This window comes from Pseudomonas sp. AN-B15, assembly GCF_019056475.1.
Lineage (GTDB): Bacteria > Pseudomonadota > Gammaproteobacteria > Pseudomonadales > Pseudomonadaceae > Aquipseudomonas > Aquipseudomonas parakoreensis.
Genome location: NZ_CP049737.1, coordinates 5679846 through 5702434 on the forward strand (window position 1 = coordinate 5679846; position 22589 = coordinate 5702434).

The 22589-nt window shown below is 61.3% G+C and carries 21 protein-coding genes and 1 riboswitch; of the genes, 10 read left to right on the top strand and 11 right to left on the bottom strand.

The features are described from left to right. Positions 1 to 46 precede the first annotated feature (46 nt). Positions 47 to 442 carry a DUF1090 domain-containing protein gene (locus GTQ41_RS25730; protein WP_047297103.1) on the top strand — a complete coding sequence of 132 codons (396 nt, stop codon included), beginning with the start codon at positions 47 to 49 and terminating at the stop codon, positions 440 to 442. A gap of 177 nt (positions 443 to 619) precedes the next feature. Here GTQ41_RS25730 and GTQ41_RS25735 read toward each other — a convergent pair whose 3' ends face one another. Beyond that, positions 620 to 1069 (bottom strand): cytochrome c, encoded by a 450-nt coding sequence (locus tag GTQ41_RS25735; RefSeq protein WP_047297104.1) that lies wholly within the window; start codon positions 1067 to 1069, stop codon positions 620 to 622. Positions 1070 to 1197: 128 nt separating this feature from the next. Between GTQ41_RS25735 and GTQ41_RS25740 the strand changes: the two genes are divergently transcribed. Further along, positions 1198 to 2382 carry a murein transglycosylase A gene (locus tag GTQ41_RS25740; RefSeq protein WP_047297105.1) on the top strand — a complete coding sequence of 395 codons (1185 nt, stop codon included), beginning with the start codon at positions 1198 to 1200 and terminating at the stop codon, positions 2380 to 2382. 138 nt (positions 2383 to 2520) lie between these two features. On the opposite strand, the gene GTQ41_RS25745 is transcribed toward GTQ41_RS25740, so the two are convergent. Both GTQ41_RS25745 and GTQ41_RS25750 read right to left on the bottom strand, forming a co-directional pair. Next, positions 2521 to 2904 carry an MAPEG family protein gene (locus tag GTQ41_RS25745; RefSeq protein WP_027610617.1) on the bottom strand — a complete coding sequence of 128 codons (384 nt, stop codon included), beginning with the start codon at positions 2902 to 2904 and terminating at the stop codon, positions 2521 to 2523. A 39-nt stretch (positions 2905 to 2943) separates the two neighbouring features. Beyond that, positions 2944 to 3777 carry an EamA family transporter gene (locus GTQ41_RS25750; protein WP_041063447.1) on the bottom strand — a complete coding sequence of 278 codons (834 nt, stop codon included), beginning with the start codon at positions 3775 to 3777 and terminating at the stop codon, positions 2944 to 2946. Between the two features lie 151 nt (positions 3778 to 3928). Between GTQ41_RS25750 and GTQ41_RS25755 the strand changes: the two genes are divergently transcribed. Beyond that, positions 3929 to 5194 (top strand): sodium:proton antiporter, encoded by a 1266-nt coding sequence (locus GTQ41_RS25755; RefSeq protein ID WP_047297106.1) that lies wholly within the window; start codon positions 3929 to 3931, stop codon positions 5192 to 5194. Here GTQ41_RS25755 and GTQ41_RS25760 read toward each other — a convergent pair whose 3' ends face one another. Continuing rightward, positions 5195 to 6100: a formate/nitrite transporter family protein gene (locus tag GTQ41_RS25760; RefSeq protein WP_047297107.1), complete on the bottom strand. Its 906-nt coding sequence runs from the start codon at positions 6098 to 6100 to the stop codon at positions 5195 to 5197. 190 nt (positions 6101 to 6290) lie between these two features. Then, on the bottom strand, positions 6291 to 6698 hold the full coding sequence (locus tag GTQ41_RS25765; protein WP_047297108.1) for an acyl-CoA thioesterase: 408 nt from the start codon (positions 6696 to 6698) through the stop codon (positions 6291 to 6293). 196 nt (positions 6699 to 6894) lie between these two features. Beyond that, positions 6895 to 6993: riboswitch (S-adenosyl-L-homocysteine riboswitch) on the top strand. A 23-nt stretch (positions 6994 to 7016) separates the two neighbouring features. Here GTQ41_RS25765 and ahcY point away from each other — a divergent pair. The 4 genes from ahcY to GTQ41_RS25785 all read left to right on the top strand — a co-directional run bounded on the left by ahcY (position 7017) and on the right by GTQ41_RS25785 (position 12495). Beyond that, positions 7017 to 8426, top strand: a complete 1410-nt coding sequence (gene ahcY, locus GTQ41_RS25770) for an adenosylhomocysteinase (RefSeq protein ID WP_047297109.1) — start codon at positions 7017 to 7019, stop codon at positions 8424 to 8426. A gap of 174 nt (positions 8427 to 8600) precedes the next feature. Then, positions 8601 to 9446 carry a methylenetetrahydrofolate reductase [NAD(P)H] gene (gene metF, locus GTQ41_RS25775; RefSeq protein ID WP_047297145.1) on the top strand — a complete coding sequence of 282 codons (846 nt, stop codon included), beginning with the start codon at positions 8601 to 8603 and terminating at the stop codon, positions 9444 to 9446. A gap of 148 nt (positions 9447 to 9594) precedes the next feature. Continuing rightward, entirely contained in the window at positions 9595 to 10407 is an 813-nt protein-coding gene (locus tag GTQ41_RS25780; protein WP_047297110.1) for an ABC transporter substrate-binding protein, read from the top strand. Between the two features lie 222 nt (positions 10408 to 10629). Continuing rightward, positions 10630 to 12495 carry a DEAD/DEAH box helicase gene (locus GTQ41_RS25785; RefSeq protein WP_047297111.1) on the top strand — a complete coding sequence of 622 codons (1866 nt, stop codon included), beginning with the start codon at positions 10630 to 10632 and terminating at the stop codon, positions 12493 to 12495. 235 nt (positions 12496 to 12730) lie between these two features. Here the strand turns inward: GTQ41_RS25785 and GTQ41_RS25790 are convergent, their stop codons facing one another. The 3 genes from GTQ41_RS25790 to GTQ41_RS25800 form a co-directional block, all read right to left on the bottom strand. After that, complete coding sequence (locus GTQ41_RS25790; RefSeq protein WP_041063462.1) at positions 12731 to 13324, bottom strand: YceI family protein; 594 nt, start codon at positions 13322 to 13324, stop codon at positions 12731 to 12733. Positions 13325 to 13355: 31 nt separating this feature from the next. Further along, a complete protein-coding gene (locus GTQ41_RS25795) occupies positions 13356 to 13907 on the bottom strand; it encodes a cytochrome b (protein ID WP_047297112.1) in 552 nt (183 codons plus the stop codon). 346 nt (positions 13908 to 14253) lie between these two features. Then, on the bottom strand, positions 14254 to 16047 hold the full coding sequence (locus GTQ41_RS25800; protein ID WP_047297113.1) for a flavin monoamine oxidase family protein: 1794 nt from the start codon (positions 16045 to 16047) through the stop codon (positions 14254 to 14256). A 224-nt stretch (positions 16048 to 16271) separates the two neighbouring features. Here GTQ41_RS25800 and GTQ41_RS25805 point away from each other — a divergent pair, with 224 nt between their 5' ends. Continuing rightward, positions 16272 to 17678: an adenosylmethionine--8-amino-7-oxononanoate transaminase gene (locus GTQ41_RS25805; RefSeq protein WP_047297114.1), complete on the top strand. Its 1407-nt coding sequence runs from the start codon at positions 16272 to 16274 to the stop codon at positions 17676 to 17678. Between the two features lie 142 nt (positions 17679 to 17820). After that, entirely contained in the window at positions 17821 to 18540 is a 720-nt protein-coding gene (locus tag GTQ41_RS25810; protein WP_047297115.1) for a 16S rRNA (uracil(1498)-N(3))-methyltransferase, read from the top strand. A gap of 4 nt (positions 18541 to 18544) precedes the next feature. Here the strand turns inward: GTQ41_RS25810 and GTQ41_RS25815 are convergent, their stop codons facing one another. Next, positions 18545 to 19447 (bottom strand): transporter substrate-binding domain-containing protein, encoded by a 903-nt coding sequence (locus GTQ41_RS25815; RefSeq protein ID WP_217325380.1) that lies wholly within the window; start codon positions 19445 to 19447, stop codon positions 18545 to 18547. Between the two features lie 41 nt (positions 19448 to 19488). Next, positions 19489 to 20730: a D-amino acid dehydrogenase gene (locus GTQ41_RS25820; RefSeq protein WP_047297117.1), complete on the bottom strand. Its 1242-nt coding sequence runs from the start codon at positions 20728 to 20730 to the stop codon at positions 19489 to 19491. A 108-nt stretch (positions 20731 to 20838) separates the two neighbouring features. Between GTQ41_RS25820 and GTQ41_RS25825 the strand changes: the two genes are divergently transcribed. Beyond that, a complete protein-coding gene (locus GTQ41_RS25825; protein ID WP_047297118.1) occupies positions 20839 to 21795 on the top strand; it encodes a LysR family transcriptional regulator in 957 nt (318 codons plus the stop codon). A gap of 51 nt (positions 21796 to 21846) precedes the next feature. Here the strand turns inward: GTQ41_RS25825 and GTQ41_RS25830 are convergent, their stop codons facing one another. Further along, entirely contained in the window at positions 21847 to 22464 is a 618-nt protein-coding gene (locus tag GTQ41_RS25830) for a hemolysin III family protein (protein WP_007964065.1), read from the bottom strand. Positions 22465 to 22589: the final 125 nt, after the last annotated feature.

Below are 22589 nucleotides of genomic sequence, written 5' to 3' on the forward strand. Positions count from 1 at the left end.
ACAGCGCAGTGCCACCGACCCGATTGCCTTCGCACATGGAGCTTTTATGAAATTTCTTGCACCGCTCGCCTTGCTGACCCTCTGTGGCGTTTTGGCCGCACCTGCGATGGCCGACGAAGATGCACCGGGCCTGACCGGTTGCGCCGCGAAGAAGCAGGGCATCATCAATCAGATCGAACAAGCCAAATCCCGAGGCAACACCGACCAGCAGGCGGGTCTGCAAACCGCTCTGGAGGAAGTGACGAAAAACTGCACCGATGCGGGCCTGAAGAAAGAACGCGAGAACAAGGTGCTGGAAGCCAAGCACGAAGTCAGCAAGCGTCAGGCTGATCTCGACAAGGCGATGAAGAAAGGTGATCCGGAGAAGATCGACAAGCGCAAAAACAAACTCGCCGAGTCGCGCAAAGAACTGCAGGATGCGCTGGACCAGATTGACAAGTAACCCGTATTGAGGGCGATTTCCTGTGGCGAGGGAGCTTGCTCCCGCTGGGCCGCGAAGCGGCCCAAACTCCATTCAATCGCGCTATACCAGACTCAACTTGGTTGAATGGGTTTACGACGGCTGCGCCGCCGAGCGGGAGCAAGCTCCCTGCCACAGTCGTCCGGCAGTCTCCGACAATCAATGATCCCGAAACTCTTTATGGCAAGCGCTGCAGGCATCTTCGACTTTCTGCACCGCTGGCCCCAGGTTACTGGCCTTGTACGGCTCAACCTTGCTGGCGATCACCAGTTCACCGGTGGCCGCCTCAAGGTTGCGGGCCAGTTCCTGAAAGCGGGCCTGACGCAGCCAGACATCGTCCCTGGCACTGGTGTGATCTTCTTCACGCACCTGCGGGAAATGCTTCCACGGTTCATGGGACAACGCATCAAGCTTCACCGCACCCTCCTCGAATTTCGGCCCGTCGAACGGAATGCGCCCGCGCAACATGCCGCCCAGGTCTTCACCGGTCTTGAGCATCTGCTTGAAGATCGCCTTGCGTTGACCCAGCGGCGAATTCGGATCGACGCCGCCACAGGCGGACAAGGTCAGACAGGCCAGCAATACAACAGCAATTCTTTTAAGAGTCATGGTGGCTTCAGGTCACGGAATTCGGCGGCCAGTATCCTCGCGTCGCCGTCAAACACCAATAGCCCTATTAAAAATACGGGTTGCCCGAGCGCATGGAGCACTCGGGCAACCGGCACAGGAATCACTCCATGAACCACCGTTTCAAGGCCTGGCGTCACCCGCTGATCGCAACCCTGCCGCTGCTGGCTATCCTTGCTGGCTGTACGGGCGGCGACAATGCCAAACCGAAAACCCACGCCTTGGCGACTTATTCCAGCGCCACCTGGGAATCCTTGCCGGCGGTGTCCGACAGCGACCTGGTCGCCGGTTTCGGCTCGTGGCGCAGCGCCTGCACCCGACTCAAGGCTGATCCGATCTGGGGTGGCACCTGCGCGGCAGCCGCCAGCGTGCCGCAAAGCGCCAACGAGATTCGCGCGTTCCTCAAGCAGAACCTCGACGTGTTCGGGTTGCGCGCCGAACACGACAACCCCAACGGCCTGATCACCGGTTACTACGAGCCGGTCTACCCCGGCAGCCTGACCCCCACCGAAACAGCCAACGTGCCGGTCTATGGTGTGCCCGAAGACATGATCATCGTGTCGCTGGACAGCATTTACCCCGAACTCAAGGGCAAGCGCCTGCGCGGTCGCCTCGAAGGTCGGGTGCTCAAGCCGTATGACGACGCCGCAACCATCGAATCCAAAGGCGTCAAAGCCCCGGTGGTGGCGTACCTGACCGATCCGATGAACCTGCAATTCCTGCAGATTCAGGGCTCCGGGCGGATTCAGACGACGGACGGCAAACAACTGCGCATCGCCTACGCCGACCAGAATGGCCACCCGTACCGGCCGATCGGCCGCTGGCTGGTGGAACAGGGCGAGTTGAAGAAAGAAGACGTGACCATGAGCGCGATCAGCAATTGGGCCAAGGCCAACCCGTCGCGCATTCCGGAGCTGCTGGGCAGCAACCCGAGCTACGTGTTTTTCACTCGCAACCCGGACAGCAATGAAGGCCCGCGCGGCTCGTTGAACGTACCGCTGACGGCCGGCTATAGCGCGGCGGTGGATCGCAAGGTGATTCCGTTGGGCAGTCTGCTGTGGTTGTCGACCACCCGTCCGGATGGCACCGCTCTGGTTCGCCCGGTCGCGGCGCAGGACACTGGCGGCGCGATTGCCGGCGAGGTGCGCGCGGACTTGTTCTGGGGCACCGGCGACGCAGCCGGGCAACTGGCCGGGGACATGAAACAGCAGGGGCAGATCTGGATGCTCTGGCCTAAAGGTGCGGCGTTGCCGCAAGTACCGCAGGTGGCCGATACGGTTAAGGACAAGCCTTAAGCGCCTCGGCGCCAGAGCTACCGCCTTCGCGGGCAAGCCCGCTCCCACAGGTATCCATGGCGAGCACAAATCCTGTGTACACCCAAGCCCTGTGGGAGCGGGCTTGCCCGCGAAGAGGCCGGCAGCAGCACCCGAGAATCAGACAGACACAAAGAAGAACGCAGCAATCAGCCCCATCCCGACGAACCACACCAGCGACCGCAAGATCGCCCAGTCCGCCAGATAACAAATGATGTACAGCAGGCGACTGGTGATAAACAGCACCGCCAGCACATTCACGGTCACTAGCTGCGCCGTGCCCACCAGATGCGCAACAATCACTGCGGCAGCAAATGCCGGCATCACTTCGAAGCTGTTCAGCTGTGCCGCATGCGCCCGTCGGGCGACGCCGCCCACGCTATCGAGAAAGTCCCGAGGATCATGATTGTCACTGAGCCGGAAACCGCCCGAGACCTTGGCCACAATCGTGCACACATACGGCAGGAAAATCGCGATCAATACACACCACAGAGCCACCGTCATAACGCCGTCCTTTTTTCGAGTGTTGGAAATGGCGGGCCGTCAGAACTTCATCACCAGCATGCCGATCAGCACCAGCCCACAGGCTAAGAGCCGCGGCCTGCCGAAAGGTTCTTTCAGATACCGCATGCCGAACAGCACCACCAGGATCACGCTGATCTCACGCAAGGCCGCCGCCTCGGCAATCGAGCCCAACTGCATCGCCCATAGCACCAGAGCGTAGCTGAACAACACGCAGAACCCGACCGCCAGCCCCAGCTTCCATTGCTCGCGCCAGAACACCAGAAACGCCGGGCGCTTGGCGACCCACGCCAGCAACGGAAACGGCCAGGCGCTGAGCAGCGTGACCCAGACCAGGTAATCCAGTGGATGCGACCAGCGCCGCAAGGCCTGGCCATCGATGTAGGTGTAGCAACCGATGCACAGCCCGATCAGCGCCACCACCGGCAGCATCGACCACGGCAAATGCTTACCACCACCGCCCTGCCAGAGCAGGCAGACCATGCCCAGCGGAATCAGCATGATCCCGAAGATCTGCTGCGTGGTGAGCACTTCGCCGGCGAAGATCAGGGTCAGCGCCAGCACCACCAGCGGCGACAAGCCGCGCATCAAGGGATAGACCAACCCGAGGTCGCCGACCCGATAAGCCTGGATCAGCAGATAGCGATACAGCAGCTCGAATGCTGCCGACGCCAGAATCCACGGCCAGATTTGCGCCGGTGGCAGGCTGATGAACGGAAATGCCAGCGCCACGAACAACAGCGCCACCGTGTCCATGCACGCCACCACCAACAGCCGTTCGGCACTGAACTTGATCAGGGTATTCCACGTCGCATGCAACAGCGCCGCCATCAACACCAGAACTGTCGCCGCCACGTCCCACTCCTTGATTTTTTGTTGACCCTACACCAATGCGTACCGCTGACCAACCGAGGGATGCGATTGTGTCCCCACCCCGAAACAGCCCATCCAACATTCGCGCCGAAGAATCGGGGCGCTGACTTCCCCCCCATCCAATGGAGCCCGGATGCTAGAACTTGTAGCCGCTTTTATCTGCCTCACCACCCTTCTCACCTTCGTCAATTACCGCTTCATCGGCCTGCCGCCGACCATCGGCGTGATGGTCACCGCGCTGATGTTCTCCCTGTTGCTGCAGGGCCTGAGCGTGCTCGGCTACCCCGGCCTCGAAGAACGCGTGCAGCAATTGATCGGCCAGATCGACTTCGGCGATCTGCTGATGAACTGGATGCTGTCGTTCCTGCTGTTCGCCGGCGCCCTGCACGTCAACCTCAACGATTTGCGCAGCTATCGCTGGCCCATCGGCCTGCTGGCGACGTTCGGCGTGCTGATTGCCACCGCCGTGATCGGCAGCCTCGCCTATTACATTTTTGCCCTGTTCGGCTGGCACGTGAGCTTCCTCTACTGCCTGCTGTTCGGCGCGCTGATTTCGCCGACCGACCCGATCGCGGTGCTCGGCGTACTGCGCACCGCCAACGCTTCGAAGCCGCTGAAAACCACCATCGTCGGCGAGTCGTTGTTCAACGACGGCACCGCGGTCGTGGTGTTCACCGTGCTGCTGGGCATCGCCCAATTGGGTGAAACGCCGACCCTCGGCGCCACGGCCATGCTGTTCGTTCATGAAGCCCTTGGCGGCGTGCTGTTCGGCGGGCTGATCGGTTATGGGGTGTACCGGATGATCAAAAGCGTCCAGCAGCATCAGATCACCGTGATGCTGACGCTGGCGCTGGTGATTGGCGGTTCGGCGATGGCCACCGAGCTGCACGTCTCGGCGCCGATTGCGATGGTGGTGGCCGGTCTGATCATCGGTAACCTGGGGCGCAACCTGGCGATGAACGACATGACCCGCAAGTACCTCGACGGCTTCTGGGAACTGCTCGATGACATGCTCAACGCCCTGCTGTTCGCGCTGATCGGCATGGAGCTGTTGCTGCTGCCGTTCAACTGGGCGCACGTGGCGGCGGCCAGCTTGCTGGCGCTGGCGATCCTGCTGTCGCGCCTGCTCACCGTGGCCCCGGCCATCGTTCTGCTGCGGCGTTGGCGCACAGTGCCGCGTGGCACCATCCGCATCCTGACCTGGGGCGGTTTGCGCGGTGGTGTTTCGGTGGCACTGGCGCTGGCCCTGCCGCTGGGCCCGGAGCGCGACTTGCTGTTGAGCATCACCTACATCGTGGTGCTGTCGTCGATCCTGTTGCAAGGCCTGACCATCGGCAAGCTGGTCAAGCATGCCACCCGCGACGAGCCGGCCACCACGGCCGAGCCCGCGCACCACTGATCATTTTCTGATCTGCTGCGGATCAGGCTTTTCGGCCTGATCCGCAGACCCTTTGGCCTTGCCTGTTTCCTTTGGCGCACCGCTTTCGCTGCGGATCTGCGCATGGCTGATCAGGGCAAAGATGCAACTGCCGCCGATGATGTTCCCCGCCAGCGTCGGACCGGCAAACACCATCCAGAAATCACTCCACGCCAACTCGCCGGCAAACACCAGGTACGAGACTTCCGCCGAACCGACCACGATGTGGGTGAAGTCGCCCAACGCCATCAGATAAGTGATGAGGATGATGATCCACATCTTCGCGCTCTCCATGGACGGGATCATCCAGACCATGGTGGCGATCATCCAACCGGAGACGATGCCCTTGGCGAACATCTGGCTGGCGTGGTTCTCCATGACCTTGCGGCCGATTTCAAGGAAGGCGTGATCGGTCTTGGTATCAAAGATCGGCAGCTCGAGCATCACGTAGGCCACCAGAATCGTCCCGCACAAATTGCCGAACAGAACCACGCCCCATAACCGGATCAACCGGCCAAAATTGGTCAGAGTCGGTTTGGTCATCACCGGGAGGACGGCGGTCAGGGTGTTTTCGGTGAACAGTTGCTGGCGGGCGAGAATCACCGCGAGGAAACCGGCACAGTAGCCGAAACTGGCGATGACCTTGAATTCGTCACCCTCGGGCAGGCGCGAATTGAGCAGGCCCATGCCCATCAGCGACAGGCCCATGGTCAATCCGGCCGCGAGCGCCGACCACCACAACGCGGCGATGCTGCGCTCCAGTTCCTGATCGCCCTGCGTGCGGATGATTTCATGCAGAACCGCTGCGCGAGGCGGCTGGTTTTTCTCGACTTCATGTTGTTCATCGGTCGAGAGGTTGGGGGTCTTGCCGTCTGTCGGGGTGGTCATGGCGTGGGAACCGGGTGGGGGCTTTTAGCTACGACCGTTCTTGCTTGGAATACGTTCTGTATGCGCCACGCAAATCCCCGGTTTTACGCATGACAGTGTAGGAGCTGCCGCAGGCTGCGATCTTTTGATCTTGCTCTGCAAAAACAACGTCAAAAGATCGCAGCCTGCGGCAGCTCCTACAGGGCTCGCATTACTCGCTGACGAGCTCATCTTCCTTGAACTGGTCTTTGACGTACTTGATCTCGGTGCGACCGTGCGGCGCCGGCAGGCCGTCTTCACCGAGGTTGACGAAGACCATTTTCTCGACGGTGAGAATGCTCTTGCGGGTGATCTTGTTGCGTACTTCACAGGTGAGGGTGATCGAGGTGCGGCCGAACTCGGTAGCGGTGATGCCCAGTTCGATGATGTCGCCCTGACGCGAGGCGCTGACGAAGTTGATTTCGGAAATGTACTTGGTCACCACGCGCTGATTGCCCAACTGGACGATCGCGTAAATCGCCGCCTCTTCGTCGATCCAGCGCAGCAGGCTGCCGCCGAACAGGGTGCCGTTGGGGTTCAGGTCTTCGGGTTTTACCCATTTGCGGGTGTGGAAATTCATGTTCACTCCTGAGCATTTGCCGAAAGATGGCGCCATCTTGGCAGACCGGGCGGTCATGCTCCATGAGCCTTCTACTATGGTCGCTATTAACGATCTTCATCTGGCCGACAGAAACCCTTTGGAAGATCAGTCTAGACGGCTATAATCGCCCCCGTTTCAAAACGGTAACCTTCACTTGCTACCGTTTTCCCGCCACCTGTCCGAGGGGCGCTGCAGCAGGATCAACCTGTCAGGCTCGGATGGGGCGTTGACTGGCCACGGCCGGACACTAAACGCACAACGGCGCCCATTCGCATACATTACGAATGGAGGCTCTTCATGAGCGCTGTTATCACGCCTGCCGATTTTAACGATTACAAAGTTGCCGACATGTCCCTGGCTGCCTGGGGCCGTCGCGAAACCATCATCGCCGAATCGGAAATGCCGGCCCTGATGGGTCTGCGCCGCAAGTACGCTTCCGAGCAGCCGCTCAAGGGCGCAAAAATCCTCGGCTGCATCCACATGACCATTCAGACTGCCGTGCTGATCGAAACCCTGGTTGCCCTGGGTGCCGAAGTACGCTGGTCGTCCTGCAACATTTTCTCGACTCAGGATCAGGCTGCTGCGTCCATCGCTGCCGCCGGCATCCCGGTTTTCGCCTGGAAAGGCGAGACTGAAGAAGAGTACGAGTGGTGCCTGGAGCAGACCATCCTGAAAGATGGCCAGCCATGGGACGCCAACATGATCCTCGACGACGGCGGCGACCTGACCGAGCTGCTGCACAAGAAATACCCACAGGTGCTGGACCGCGTTCACGGCGTGACCGAAGAAACCACCACCGGCGTTCACCGTCTGCTGGACATGCTGGCCAAGGGCGAGCTGAAGATCCCTGCGATCAACGTCAACGACTCGGTGACCAAGTCCAAGAACGACAACAAGTACGGCTGCCGTCACAGCCTGAACGATGCGATCAAGCGCGGTACCGACCACCTGCTGTCCGGCAAGCAAGCGCTGGTCATCGGTTACGGTGACGTGGGCAAGGGTTCCGCGCAGTCCCTGCGTCAGGAAGGCATGATCGTCAAGGTTTCCGAAGTTGACCCGATCTGCGCCATGCAGGCCTGCATGGACGGTTTCGAACTGGTTTCGCCGTTCATCGACGGCATCAACAATGGCACCGAAGCGAGCATCGACAAAGCGCTGCTGGGCAAGATCGACCTGATCGTGACCACCACCGGTAACGTCAACGTTTGCGACGCGAACATGCTCAAAGCCCTGAAGAAGCGTGCTGTTGTCTGCAACATCGGCCACTTCGACAACGAAATCGACACCGCTTTCATGCGCAAGAACTGGGCATGGGAAGAAGTGAAGCCACAGGTCCACAAGATCCACCGTACCGGCCCGGGCGCTTTCGACGCGCAGAACGACGACTACCTGATCCTGCTGGCCGAAGGCCGTCTGGTGAACCTGGGCAACGCCACCGGTCACCCGAGCCGCATCATGGACGGTTCGTTCGCCAACCAGGTACTGGCGCAGATCTTCCTGTTCGGCCAGAAGTACGCCGACCTGTCGCCAGCCCAGAAAGCCGAGCGTCTGACCGTTGAAGTACTGCCGAAGAAACTCGACGAAGAAGTGGCCCTGGAAATGGTGCGCGGTTTCGGCGGCGTGGTCACTCAACTGACCAAGCAACAGGCTGACTACATCGGCGTCACCGTCGAAGGCCCGTTCAAGCCGCACGCTTACCGCTACTGATTGGCTGAGCGTCGACGCGGTGTGCCTTGCGCACCGCGTTGCCTGACTGGCGCTGCTGACCGCTCTGTGTAGGAGCTGCCGCAGGCTGCGATCTTTTGATCTTCAAAGATCGCAGCCTGCGGCAGCTCCTACAGGAGTACAGCGTCCGGCTTACGTGTTTCCAAGGGTATGACCATGTCCCAAGACCGTCGCTACAGCTTCGAGTTCTTCCCGACCAAGACCGATGCTGGGCATGAAAAACTGCTCAACGTTGCCCGTCAGTTGGCAACGTACAACCCCGATTTCTTTTCCTGCACCTACGGCGCTGGCGGTTCGACCCGTGATCGCACCCTCAACACCGTTCTGCAGCTGGAAAGCGAAGTCAAAGTACCGGCCGCACCGCACCTGTCGTGCGTCGGCGACAGCAAGGACGACCTGCGCGGACTGCTGAACGAGTACAAGGCTGCCGGCATCAAGCGCATCGTTGCCCTGCGCGGTGACCTGCCGTCCGGCATGGGCATGACCAGCGGCGAGCTGCGTCACGCCAATGAACTGGTTGAATTCATTCGTGAAGAAACCGCTGATCATTTTCACATCGAAGTTGCCGCTTATCCGGAGATGCATCCGCAAGCGCGCAACTACGAAGACGATCTCGCCAACTTCGTGCGCAAGGCCCGCGCCGGCGCCGACAGCGCGATCACCCAGTACTTCTTCAACGCCGACAGCTACTTCTACTTTGTCGACCGTTTGCAGGCGCTGGGCGTGGACATTCCGGTGGTACCGGGGATCATGCCGATCACCAACTACAGCAAGCTGGCGCGGTTCTCCGATGCCTGCGGTGCGGAAATCCCGCGCTGGATTCGCAAGCAACTGGAAGCCTACGGCGATGACAGCCAGAGCATTCAGCGCTTTGGCGAGCAGGTTGTCAGCGAAATGTGCGAGCGCCTGCTGCAAGGTGGCGCACCTGGGCTGCACTTCTATTCCATGAACCAGGCCGAGCCTAGTCTGGCGATCTGGAATAACCTGAAGTTGCCGCGCTAAAAAGCATCAAAGCACAATCAAAAGATCGCAGCCTTCGGCAGCTCCTACAGGGGTGTCGTGGCTGCGATCTTTTGCTTTTGAATCCCCGAATTAGAGCTTGTGCAGGCACTTTCTGGCTCTTTCGCGTTTCTCGTCGTAATCTCAAGCCATGCCTTTGATCGCGCAATTATTCACGGTGCTGGTTTTTGCTTGCCTGAGCTTTGCCGCTCGGGGCGAGAAGTTGCGCATTGTCACCGAGCCATGGGCGCCGTACGTGTACGAAGAGGACGGCAAGAACCTCGGGCTGGATTACGAAACCACGGCCATCGTGTTCAAGCGTCTGGGCATCGAGGTCGAATGGCAATTTTTGCCGTGGAAACGTTGCCTGTCGATGCTCGAAACCGGTCAGGCTGACGGCGCACTGGACATCTTTCACAGCGACGAGCGCGACGCCACCCTGCTCTACCCCATCGAACCGCTGTCGGACGTCGAGTTCGTGATGTTCTACGCCAACGACCGGCCACACCCGTTCAGCAAACTCGAAGAACTCAAAGGCCTGACCATCGGCACCTCGCCGGGTTATCTGTACAGCCCTGACTTCCGCGAATCGACACTGTTCACCCGGGAACCGGCGCCAACCCACGAAGCCAACTTCGGCAAACTGCTGCGCGGGCGCATCGACTTGCTGATCACCGATCGCCGCGTCGGTCAGCATTTGCTCGATCAGTTGAATATCCGCGATCAAATCAGCGAAAACCCTACAGTCATAAGCCGCCAGAGCCAATATCTGGCCGTTCGTCGCAATGCCGGGATGGATCTGCTGGTGGCGCGTTTTGGCGCCGAGCTCAAGCGCTTCAAGCGCGAACCGGCCTACGCCGAGCTCAGCGCACGCTACGGCGCAGCCCCGGTCGACGCCGCGCCAATGAGCAACGTCTCGGCCAGTCGCAAAACCGTTGAGCAGCAGGAAAGCAGCGCGCAGTGATTGCTCTGTTATACTCCGGCGTTCCCGCCAGGCTCACGCCCGGACGCCCGGAACCGTAACAGGCCTCCAGTCCCGCTACAGCGCAGCTTTTCAGCCCGCGCGAGCGCTCCTGACGTGCCTTCGAGACCGCAGCAGGACCGGACGGGATCGCGTCCTCTTAAACGCGATTCGCGCCAGGCAAGACTCCCATTGGGCCAAGCCCTAACTAAAACAGGATTACTCATGTCCTTTGCTTCCCTCGGTCTCTCCGAGGCTTTAGTCCGTGCCATCGAAGATGCGGGCTATACCGAGCCTACTCCGGTGCAACAGCGGGCCATTCCCGCCGTGTTGCAAGGTCGCGACCTGATGGTTGCGGCACAGACAGGTACCGGTAAAACCGGCGGTTTCGCCCTTCCGATCCTGGAGCGGTTGTTCCCCAACGGTCACCCGGACAAATCCCAGCGTCATGGCCCGCGCCAACCGCGCGTACTGGTCCTGACCCCGACCCGCGAACTCGCGGCCCAGGTTCACGAAAGCTTCAAGATCTACGCCCGTGACCTGAAATTCGTCAGCGCCTGCATCTTCGGCGGCGTCGGCATGAACCCGCAAGTCCAGGCCATGTCCCGTGGCGTTGACGTCCTCGTCGCCTGCCCGGGTCGCCTGCTTGACCTCGCCGGCCAAGGCAGCGTTGACCTGTCCCACGTCGAAATCCTCGTCCTCGACGAAGCCGACCGCATGCTCGACATGGGTTTCGTGCACGATGTGAAGAAAGTCCTCGCGCGTCTGCCGGCCAAGCGTCAGAACCTGCTGTTCTCGGCGACCTTCTCCAAAGACATCACCGATCTGGCCGGCAAACTGCTGCACAACCCGGAACGCATCGAAGTCACGCCGCCGAACACCACGGTCGAGCGCATCGAGCAACGCGTGTTCCGTCTGCCGGCCAGCCACAAGCGTGCCCTGCTGGCGCACCTGATCACCGCCGGCGCCTGGGAACAGGTGCTGGTGTTCACCCGCACCAAGCACGGCGCCAACCGTCTGGCCGAATACCTGGACAAACACGGCCTGCCGGCTGTGGCGATCCACGGCAACAAAAGCCAGAACGCCCGCACCAAAGCCCTGGCCGACTTCAAGGCCGGTGAAGTGCGCATTCTGGTAGCGACCGACATCGCTGCTCGCGGTCTGGACATCGACCAGTTGCCACACGTGGTCAACTTCGAGCTGCCGAACGTCGATGAAGACTACGTGCACCGTATCGGCCGTACTGGCCGCGCCGGTCGTTCGGGCGAGGCGATCTCGCTGGTCGCGCCGGACGAAGAAAAACTGCTGAAAAGCATCGAACGCATGACCAAGCAGAAAATCGCCGACGGCGACCTGATGGGCTTCGATGCCAGCACCATCGAGGCCGAGAAGCCTGAAGTGCGCGAGCGTCCGGACATGCGCAACCCGCGCAACTCCCGCGGTCCGCGCGGCGACGGTCCGAATGGCGGCGGCGGTGGCGGCGGTCGCAAGGACAAAGGCAAAGACAAGGGCAAGGAAAAACCGGCCGGCGAACGCGGCGAGCGCCCTGCCCGCCAGCAGAAGCCCCGTGAAGGCACGCCGAGCCGCGAACAGCGTCCGAGCCAGCCACCACGCGCGGCGGCTGATCGTGCACCGGACGAGTTCCTCGACGACGATATCGATAACTTCGGTAACCGCGTTGACTACGTGCCCAAAGCCGCTCCGGCCGGTGGTCGTGGTCGCCGTCCGGGCGCGCCAGGCCAGGGCGCAGGTGCCGGCGCACCTCGCGGCGGTCAATCGCAAGGTCGCCAGAACGGCCCGCGCAACAGCAACGGTTCGAGCACCGGCACTCCACCGGGCAAACGCAACGGTCCGCGCAACGGCGCCCCACGTGACGGCCAGGGCCGTCGTGACGAGTCCTCGCGCAACCGCCGTCCGGCTCGTGACGATCAGCAACGCGCCGAACCGGCCGTGCAGAACCCGCGCAGCACCGGGCCGAAGATCATGCACAAGGAATCGAAAGCCGACCGCTTCCCGACGCCTGAGCAACTTGATCAATTGCCGACCCGTCCGCGCGGCGAAAAACCAGCCTTGCTGACCCGCAATCGCTGAGTTATCGCTGCAATGAAAAATGCCCCGGTTCGAAAGAGCCGGGGCATTTTTTATGGATGTCCCAGAACCCGCTTTCTGTAGGAGCTGCCGAAGGCTGCGATCTTTTGATCCTGGAAAAACCAACCTCTCAAAAGATCGCAGCCTTCGGCAGCTCCTACAGGGGATCCGGGTTGTGGCGGGCTATAAAAAACGCCCCCGGCCTTGCGACCGGGGGCGTTTTTGTATGGCGGCGAAGTTATTTCGCTTTCACACCTTCGAACGAGATGTACAGGTCGACGTTGTCGGACTGTGGACCCAGGTCCATCATCTTGCCGAAATCAGAACGCTTGATGCTGGTAGTACCTTCGAAGCCGGCACGGTAGCCGCCCCATGGATCCTTGCCTTCGCCCAGGAACACGGCCTTGACCACGATTGGCTTGGTCACGCCGTGCAGGGTCAGGTCGCCGGTCACGTCAGCCGTGTCTTTGCCAGCGGCGTTCTTGCCGGTGGATTTGACGCTGGTGGAGACGAACTTGGCGTCAGCGTATTTGCCCACGTCCAGGAAGTCTTTGCTGGCGATGTGCTTATCGCGCTCGGCGTGGTTGGTGAACACGCTGGCGGTCTTCACGTTGAATTCGATTTTGCTGTCTTCAGGCTTGGCAGCGTCAAAGCTGAACTTGCCGTCGATGTCCTTGAACGTACCGGTGATGTAGCTGTAGCCCAGGTGGCTGATCTTGAAGTCGACGAAAGCGTGCTGGCCTTCCTTGTCGACGGTGTAATCAGCAGCCATCACGTTCGCGGACAGTACGGCCGAACCGATTGCCAGAGCGGCCAGAGTCTTTTTCAACATGCTTTCTTTTCCTTTGAGTCGAGGTTGAATTTCAGGATTTGCGACCGAGCATTCGCGTCAGGGTCGCATCACGATCGATAAAGTGGTGCTTCAATGCTGCCAACGCATGGAGGCCGGAAAAAATTACCAGCGCCCATGCCAGCCAGAGATGAATCACCCCAGCGGTATCTGCCTGATCCGGTAGCCCGGAAACCAGCGCAGGCACTTCAAACAGACCAAACACCGGAATCCCGACACCGTCTGCGGTGGAAATCAGGTAACCGGCAAGCATCACAGCGAACAGCCCGACGTACAGAAACCCGTGGCCGAATTTGGCGCCGAGGCGGGTCATGCGGCTGTAGCTTTGCAGCGTCGGTGGCGGTGGGCTGATAAAGCGCCACAACACCCGCAACACCATCACACCCAGCAGCACCAGACCGATGCTCTTGTGCAGATCCGGCGCGTCTTTGCGCCAGCTGCTGTAGTAATCCAGCCCCACCATCCACAGACCCAGCGCGAACAGTCCGAAGACCGCCAGCGCCACGCCCCAGTGCATGAAGATGCTGACCCAACCATAGCGTGAAGCAGAGTTACGTAGCTGCATTGCCCAAATCCTGTGAGAACTGCGAACCAAGACTAGCGAGTTATCTATCGAATTAAAGCGAAAAATTTTGCTTTGAAATATCGAGAAATACGATCAAGAGTCTGTAAGTGGCTTGTTAAGGAAAGATTAACCGGGAAAAGTGTGGCGGGATGTCAGGTGGAAGATCCTGATGATGTGCTGTATGAACAGGCCTCATCGCGGGCAAGCCCGCTCCCACAGTGGACAATAGCGCACACAAACTCTGCGCTCACCGCAAAATCTGTGGGAGCGGGCTTGCCCGCGATGAGGTTCTCACAGGCAATAAAAAAGCGCGGCCGAAGCCGCGCTTTTCATTCACCGCAAAGCCTTACTGCGCTTTGCTGTCCGTGCCTGCCGCCGGAGCCGGCACTGCAGCAGGCTTGGCCGCTGGCTTCTTCGCCGGCTCAGCCTTTTTCGCCGCAGGCTTGGCCGGGGCCTTTTTCGCCTCGGTTTTCGCTGCAGGTTTCTTCGCCGCAGGCTTGGCTGGCGCTTTCTTCGCCGGCTCGGCTTTCACCGGAGTCGCTGGTTTCGGCGCTTCCACCGGAGCTGGCGCAGGTGCCGGAGTCGGTGCAGGCGCTGGCGCCGCTGGAGCTGGAGCTGGAGCCGGCTCAGGCGCCTTCGCAGGCTCTGGCTTCTTCTCGTCATCCGAACCGCCAAACAGGTTGCTGAAGAAGTTACCCTTCTTCGCCGCCACGGCACCCGCCGCGCCCGCCGCTGCTGCAGCCGGAATTACTTTGGCCGGTTCAAACGACTTGCCGGCGGCCAGGTCTTCAACCTGACTGGCCGCACGCTGACCAGTGCGCAGCGCGCCTTCCAGGGTGCCCGGGTACAGGGTGTCGGTGTGTTCACCGGCAAACGCTACACGTTGCAGCGGACGCTCCCACAGGCGCCAGAACTTGCTGATCTGGCCCGGGCCGTAAGCCAGGTAGGCGCCGCCCATCGACGGGTCGGTGCTGTAGCGGCGGATTTCATAACCGGTGAACGAGCCACGGGCCTGTGGATAAAACGCGTGCAGACGGATCAACACCTGATCGACCATCTGCTTGTCGCCGAACGCCTGCATCACGCGAGCGTTGTCGCCGGACAGGTTGATCACCACGTTGGCGCCGCCCTTCAGCGCCGGTTCGATCCAGAGCATGCCCAAACCTGCGTTGCTGTAGATCTCGCCGGACATGCGCGCCTTGCTTTCCCACACCGGCGTCTTGAACTTCAACATGATCTGGTCGCGCCAGCCGTAGTTGGTGCCCTTGATCGCGGCCAGGTGCTGCGCGTCCAGCGCCGGGGTCAGCGCAATCTTGTTGAGTGCGCGCAGCGGCACGGCCAGCACCACGTAATCAGCCTGGTAGCCGACACTGCCGACCTTGACGGTCACGCCGTCCTTGTCCTGAGTGATCGCCGACACCGGCGAGTTGGTCTTGATGGTCTTGATCTGTTTGACGAAGGCCTGGGCCAGCACCTGGCTGCCGCCGACCAGACGCGAGGCACGCAGGTCGCGGTCAGAGACGCCGCGATACACGCGGTTCTGCTGGGCGAAATACAGCAGCGACAGACGCGAAGGCTCGTCGTAATGGGTGCGGATGTCCTGGTTGATCAACTGACGCGCGGTGGCCGGCAGGTTCTGCTTGTCGAGCCAGTTCGACACGTTGATCTGATCCAGCGCATGCAGGGTGCTGGTCGCGGCCGGGTTCTGCGGGTCGTCGATCGAGCGCGCCAGGTCGTCGAGGGTTTTCTGGTAGCGCTTCAAGGCATCGGCGGTGGCCGGCTGCTTGGTTGCCAGATCGGCAGCGGAGAAATACTCGCCGTCGATCAGATAACCCGGGGTACGCACGAATTCAGGGGCTGGCGTGGTGCTCAGCTTGAAGGTCGAGACGTACTTGTTCAGCACCGGCTGGGTCTTGTCGTTGCCGATCCACTCGCTGGTGGCCATGCCCGAGCGACCGCCCAGGCTCGGCTTGGCTTCGAGCAGCGTGACCTGCCAGCCCTTGTTTTGCAGCTCGTAAGCCGCGGTCAGGCCCGACAGGCCGCCGCCGATCACGATTGCGGTTTTATCCTTGGCCAGCGCCGTAACGCTGAACAGCCCCAACATCACCAGCGCACAGGCGCGCAGCCAACCGACAGACATTCAGCGAACTCCGGAAATACACGTAGGAAAAAGCAGTTTTTGCGGGTCAGACGACCCAAAGAACCGCGAAGAATACGTCAGCCATCAAAACGCCGCCAGCGACGTCTATCGGCCCATACAAAGTAGCTCAATCGACACAATGGGTTGTTCCGACGCGATGCATTGCATAGGCTTGCGCGATTGTTTGCCCGCGCCTGACGCGAGCCGCCTCGAGGAGACTGTAAATGGGCCTGAATAACCAGTGGATGCAACGCGACCTCGCGGTGTTGTGGCATCCCTGTACCCAGATGAAAGACCACGAACAGCTGCCGCTGATCCCGATCAAGCGCGGTGAAGGCGTCTGGCTCGAAGACTTCGAAGGCAAGCGCTACCTCGACGCCGTCAGCTCCTGGTGGGTCAACGTGTTCGGCCACGCCAACCCGCGCATCAACCAGCGCATCAAGGATCAGGTCGATCAGCTGGAGCACGTGATTCTCGCCGGTTTCAGCCATCAGCCGGTGATCGAGCTGTCCGAGCGCCTGGTCAAGATGACGCCCGAGGGCCTGAACCGGGTGTTCTACGCCGATAATGGCTCGTCCTGCATCGAAGTCGCGCTGAAAATGAGCTTTCACTACTGGCTCAACCGCGGCCAGCCGAACAAGAAGCGCTTCGTCACCCTGACCAACAGCTACCACGGCGAAACCATGGCGGCGATGGCGGTCGGCGATGTGCCGCTGTTCACCGAAACCTACAAAGCGCTGCTGATGGACACCCTCAAGGTGCCAAGCCCGGATTGCTACCTGCGCCCCGAAGGCATGAGCTGGGAAGAACATTCGCGCAATCTGTTCGCCGCCATGGAACAGACGTTGGCAGAGCATCATGACAGCGTGGCGGCAGTCATCGTCGAACCGTTGATTCAAGGCGCCGGCGGCATGCGCATGTATCACCCGGTGTACCTCAAGCTGCTGCGCGAGGCCTGCGACCGCTACGGCGTGCACCTGATTCACGACGAAATCGCCGTCGGCTTCGGCCGCACCGGCACCATGTTCGCCTGTGAACAGGCCGGCATCCGTCCGGACTTCCTCTGCCTGTCCAAGGCCCTGACCGGCGGCTACCTGCCACTGGCGGCGTGCCTGACCACCGACGAGGTCTACAGCGCGTTCTACGACGACTACCCGACCCTGCGCGCCTTTCTCCACTCGCACAGCTACACCGGCAACCCGCTGGCCTGTGCGGCGGCGTTGGCGACGCTGGATATCTTCGAGCAGGACAACGTCATCGAGAACAACCAGGCGCTGGCCCGGCGCATGGCCTCGGCCACGGCGCATCTGGTTGATCACCCGAACGTCTCCGAAGTGCGGCAGACCGGCATGGTCCTGGCCATCGAGATGGTCAAGGATAAAGCCACGAAAGAGGCCTACCCTTGGCAGGAACGTCGCGGCCTGAAGGTGTTCCAGCATGCGCTGGAGCGTGGCGCGCTGCTGCGGCCGCTGGGCAGCGTGGTGTATTTCCTGCCGCCGTACGTGATCACCCCGGAGCAGATCGATTTCCTCGCCGAAGTCGCCAGCGAAGGCATCGACATCGCCACTCGCGACAGCGTCAGCGTGGCGGTGCCGAAGGATTTCCACCCGGGCTTCCGTGATCCGGGCTGATTGAAAATTTGTGGCGCCTGAACTGCCGCTTTCGCGAGCAGGCTCGCTCCCACCCTGGAATGCATTTTCCTGTGGGAGCGAGCCTGCTCGCGAATGAAGTCGACTCCGATCCAACTGATTCACATCTTTCCAGAGACCCGAAATGAGACTGTCCCGCTTCTTTATCGACGCCCCCCTGAGCACCGGCGAACACGAACTGCCGGAAGCCCAGGCGCATTACATCAGCCGCGTGTTGCGCATGGCCGAGGGCGATGCGGTGCAGTTGTTCGACGGTTCCGGCCATGAGTTTCGCGGCTCGCTGGTGGAAGTCGGCAAGAAGCGCGTGGTGGTGCAGATCGACGAGCAGCTCGCCGGCCAAGTCGAATCGCCGCTGCACATCCATCTAGGCCAGGGCCTGTCCCGGGGCGAGCGCATGGACTGGGCGATCCAGAAAGCCACCGAACTGGGAGTGAGCGAAATCACCCCGATCTTCAGCGAGCGCTGCGAAGTGCGCCTGAAGGACGAGCGCGCCGACAAACGCCTGCTGCACTGGCGTCAGGTGGCGATCAGCGCTTGCGAGCAATGCGGTCGTTCGCGGGTGCCGGTGATACATCCACCGGTACTGCTGGCGGACTGGCTGAAACAGACCGAAGCCGAGCTGAAACTGGTTCTGCACCCGGTGGCCGAGCCGTTGGTCAGCCACGCCAAGCCTGCGACCCTGGCGTTCCTGATCGGCCCCGAAGGCGGCTTGTCCGACGCCGAAGTCGAGCAAGCCAAGGCCAACGGTTTCCACGCCGCCCGCCTCGGCCCACGCGTGCTGCGTACCGAGACTGCGCCGGTGGTTGCACTGGCGGTGGCTCAGCAGCTTTGGGGTGATTTCTAACCCGTCACTGCACCGGATCACTGATCGGTTTGGCGATGATTGCCTTGAGTTCGCTGGTCATCGGGAACTCAAGGTTCAAGCCTTTCGGCGGGATCGGCTGTTCGAACCACTTACGGTAGATCCCGTTGATCTCCCCCGAGCTGTACAAATCGGCCAGCGCGCCGTTCACCAGCGCGAGGAATGGCGGATCATCCTTGCGCACCATGCAGCTGTAGATTTCCCGCGATTGTTCCTCCCCCACCACGACCCAGTTGTGCGGGTCCCGCGCCTTGGCCCGCTCGCCGTAGAGCAATGCGTCGTCCATGTAGAAGGCCGCTGCCCGTCCCGACTGCAGCATCTGGAACGCCTCGCCGTGATCCTTGGCGCTGATCACGAACATGTTCAGTTTGTGGTCGAGGTTGTAGCTCTTCAGATAGCGCTCGTTGGTGGTGCCGGCGGTGGTCACCACGTTCTTGCCGCGCAGGTCATCGAAGCTGTGAATGCCGCTGTCCTTTGCGGTCAGCAACTGCCCTTTGACGTAGATGAAACCGTAGGAGAACGCCACCTGTTTCTGCCGCTCGGCCGTCACCCCGGTGGAGCCGCACTCAAGATCAACCCTGCCGTTCTGCACCAGCGGAATCCGCGTCTGCGACGTCACCAGGTTGTACTTCACCTTCAGCTCCGGCAACGCCAGTTGCTGCTTGATCCGCTCGACAATCTTGCCCGCCAGCTCCACCGAATACCCCATCGGCTGCCCGGTGTGATCGCCCACATACGAGAACGGCACCGAGGCGTCGCGATAGCCCAGGGTGATGCTGTTGGCGCTGGCGATCTTGCCAAGCGCGCCGGTCAGCGGCACTTCATTGGCCTGTGCCTGGGCGCCGATGAACAGCGCCAGTGTGCAGCCGAGCAACGTGATTTTTTGCATTGTTATTCTCCGTTGTGGTTGGGGTGTTTTAGCAGAAACTGTCACGCCGCACGGGGATTGAACCCGTGCAGGTCAATGGATGTACGCTGCTGACCGATCAGTTCACTGAGCAACTGCCCGCTGCCGCAGGCCAGGGTGAAACCGAGCGCGCCGTGGCCGAGGTTGAGCCACAGATTGCGATACGCCGTGGCGCCCAGCAGCGGTACGCCGGTGGGGGTGGCCGGGCGCATGCCCGCCCATTCCACAGCCGCGTCGTAATTGCCGGCATCGGGAAAGGTGTCGCGGGCCTGGCGCTTGATCAGTGCCAACCGCTCGGGATCTACCGCCGGGTCGAAACCGACGATGTCGACCATCGCCGCCACCCGTAACTGTTCGCCGATGCGCGCGTAGACGATCTTGCGGTCGTAGTCGGTGATGCTCACGTCCGGCGCCCGATGCTCATCGCCGATCGACAAGGTCAGGCTGTAACCCTTCAGCGGATACAGCGGCAGGCGCAGGCCGGGCAGCGCCAGCAAGGGGCTTCGGTGCCCGGCGGCGATCACCAGTTGTTCAACTGGCAGGGGTTCGTTGCCAAGCTCAATCGCCGTAACGACGCCGTGGCTGTGGCGAATGCCGGTGACTGCCTGACCGAGGCGAAACTCGCAGCGACCCGACGCCGTCAATCGCGCCGCCAACTGCTGGCAGAAGGCGTGACAGTCGCCGACTTCTTCATCCGGCGTGTAGATCGCGCCTACAAACGGCGCATCGGTCAGTGCCGGTTCCAGCTGCGCACATTCGGCGGCGGACAACACCTGTTGTTGCTGCGGATCGGCCAAGCCCTTGCGCGCATGGTCGAAGTTGCCGGCATTGCGGAAGGTCACCAGTTTGCCGTTGCGCCGCCAGTTGAAACCGGTGAGCCCGTCATCCTCGCGCCAGCGTTTCAGCGTGCTCTGGCTGAACAGCGCCAGACGCAACAGATGCGCCGCGTTTTCCCGGTTGACCGAGGTGCGGCAGGCGGCGAGAAACGACGCCATCCAGCGCCACTGCGCCGGGTCCAGACGCGGGCGCAGCTTGAGCGGCGAGTCGCCGCGCAGCATCCAGCCGAGCGCCTGCAACGGCACGCCGGCATCAGCCAGCGGCGCCACATAGCGGTAGGACAACTGGCCGCCGTTGGCGAAACTGGTTTCGCTGCCCAGCGACTGCCGCGCCTCGACCACAGTCACTTCGAAACCGTCGCGCACCAGCGCATAGGCCGTTGCCAACCCGATCACACCGCCGCCGATGATGCACACGCGCTGAGCCATGTCCGTCCTTATTTCTATGTGAAGACGAGGCTGAGGTTAGGGTGAGGTGACAGGCGCCGAACAATGAATAAAGATGCCAGACTTATAAACAAAGGTTATGGACTCACCATGCGCCTTCGCCACATCGAGATTTTCCAGGCCATTCGCCAGACCGGCTCGGTCAGCGCCGCTGCGCAATTGCTGCACGTCTCTCAGCCGGCGGTGACCAAAGTGCTGCAGCACGCCGAGCAGCAGTTGGGCTTTCCGCTGTTTCTGCGGGTGCGCGGTAAATTGCAGGCGACTCCGGAAGCGCTGGAACTGGAGCGCGAAGTCGACAAGGTCACGGAAAGTCTGCAAGGCGTGCGACGCCTGGCCCAGAGCCTGCGCCGCGAGCCCGGCCACAGCCTGCGGATCGGCGCGACCCCGGCGCTGGCGCTGTCGTTGCTGCCGCCAGCGATCCGGCAATGGACGGCACAGTTCCCGGACATCGCCTGCGAACTCTCCAGCGCCCACAGCCGCGAGCTGATGCAGAATCTGCTGATGCGCGAAGTGGACGTGGCCCTGACGTTGCAGTTGCCGGATCATCCGGGATTGAAGGCGCAGGCATTGGCCTCGGGCGTGTTGGTGGCGCTGGCGCCGAAAGGTTACTGGCCGGAGGAAGAAACCGGTCAGCCGTTGCCGCTGATGGCGTTGGCGGGAGCACCGCTGATCGGGCTGTCCAGCGCCGACCCGCTGGCTGCCCGACTCGACAGCTACCTGGAAGCGGTCGAGCCACCGCCTCGCGTGCGGATCGCCGTGCAGACGTATTCGCTGGCGCGGGCGATGGTGGAGTCTGGCGCCGGGGTGGCGGTGATCGACCCTTTCACGGCACTCGGTGCTTCGCCGACCAGCACCGTAATCCGCCCGTTGGCGCCGCCCTTGCCGATCACGTTGTACGCAGTGACCCGCGCCACCGAACCGCCACCGCATACCCTCGGCGACTTGTTGCAGATATTCAGCAGACGCGCGCAGATACAACTGCAAACCCTGGTCCCTGTGGGAGCTGGCTTGCCAGCGATTGCGGTTGCCCCATCAACACATGAGTGACTGACAGTCCGTCATCGCGGGCAAGCCCGCTCCCACAGGATTTGTGATGTTCTAAAGGACATAAAACAGAATCGCCACAAAGTGCAGCAGACTCCCGGCGATCACAAACAAATGCCAGATTCCGTGCGCATGCCGCAACCGGTGATCCAGGGCAAAAAAGATGATCCCCACGGTGTACAACACCCCGCCCGATGCCAGCCAGGCAAAGCCTGCTGTGCCCAGCGCCGCGATCAACGGTTTGACCGCCACCAGCACGATCCAGCCCATCACCGCGTAGATCACGATCGACAGGATCCGCGCTTCCGAGCGTGGCTTGATCTCCTGCAGGATACCGATCAGCGCCAGCCCCCAGACAATCCCGAACAACGTCCAGCCCCACGGCCCGCGCAACGTCACCAGGCAGAACGGCGTGTAGCTGCCGGCGATCAGCAGATAGATGGAAAAGTGATCGACCTTCTTCATGATCGCTTTCTTGCGCCCGCGCACGCTGTGGTACACGGTTGAAGCGCTGTAGAGCACCAACAAGGTAAAGGCGTAGATCGCCACGCTGACGATCTTCCACGGACTGCCGTCGAGGCTGGCAATCACCAGCATCCACACGCCGCCGATAAACGCAGCCACGGCCCCGACCAGATGCGTCCAGGCGTTGAGTTTTTCCCCGTGATACATGTGTCGCTCACCTCAAGATTCGTTACCGCAACGCGCAAGGCTCGGGCCTTGAGCGTAAAAGCGCAATGTTTCCGTTTAAAAGATCAAAAGATCGCAGCCTTCGGCAGCTCCTACAAAGAGCGGCG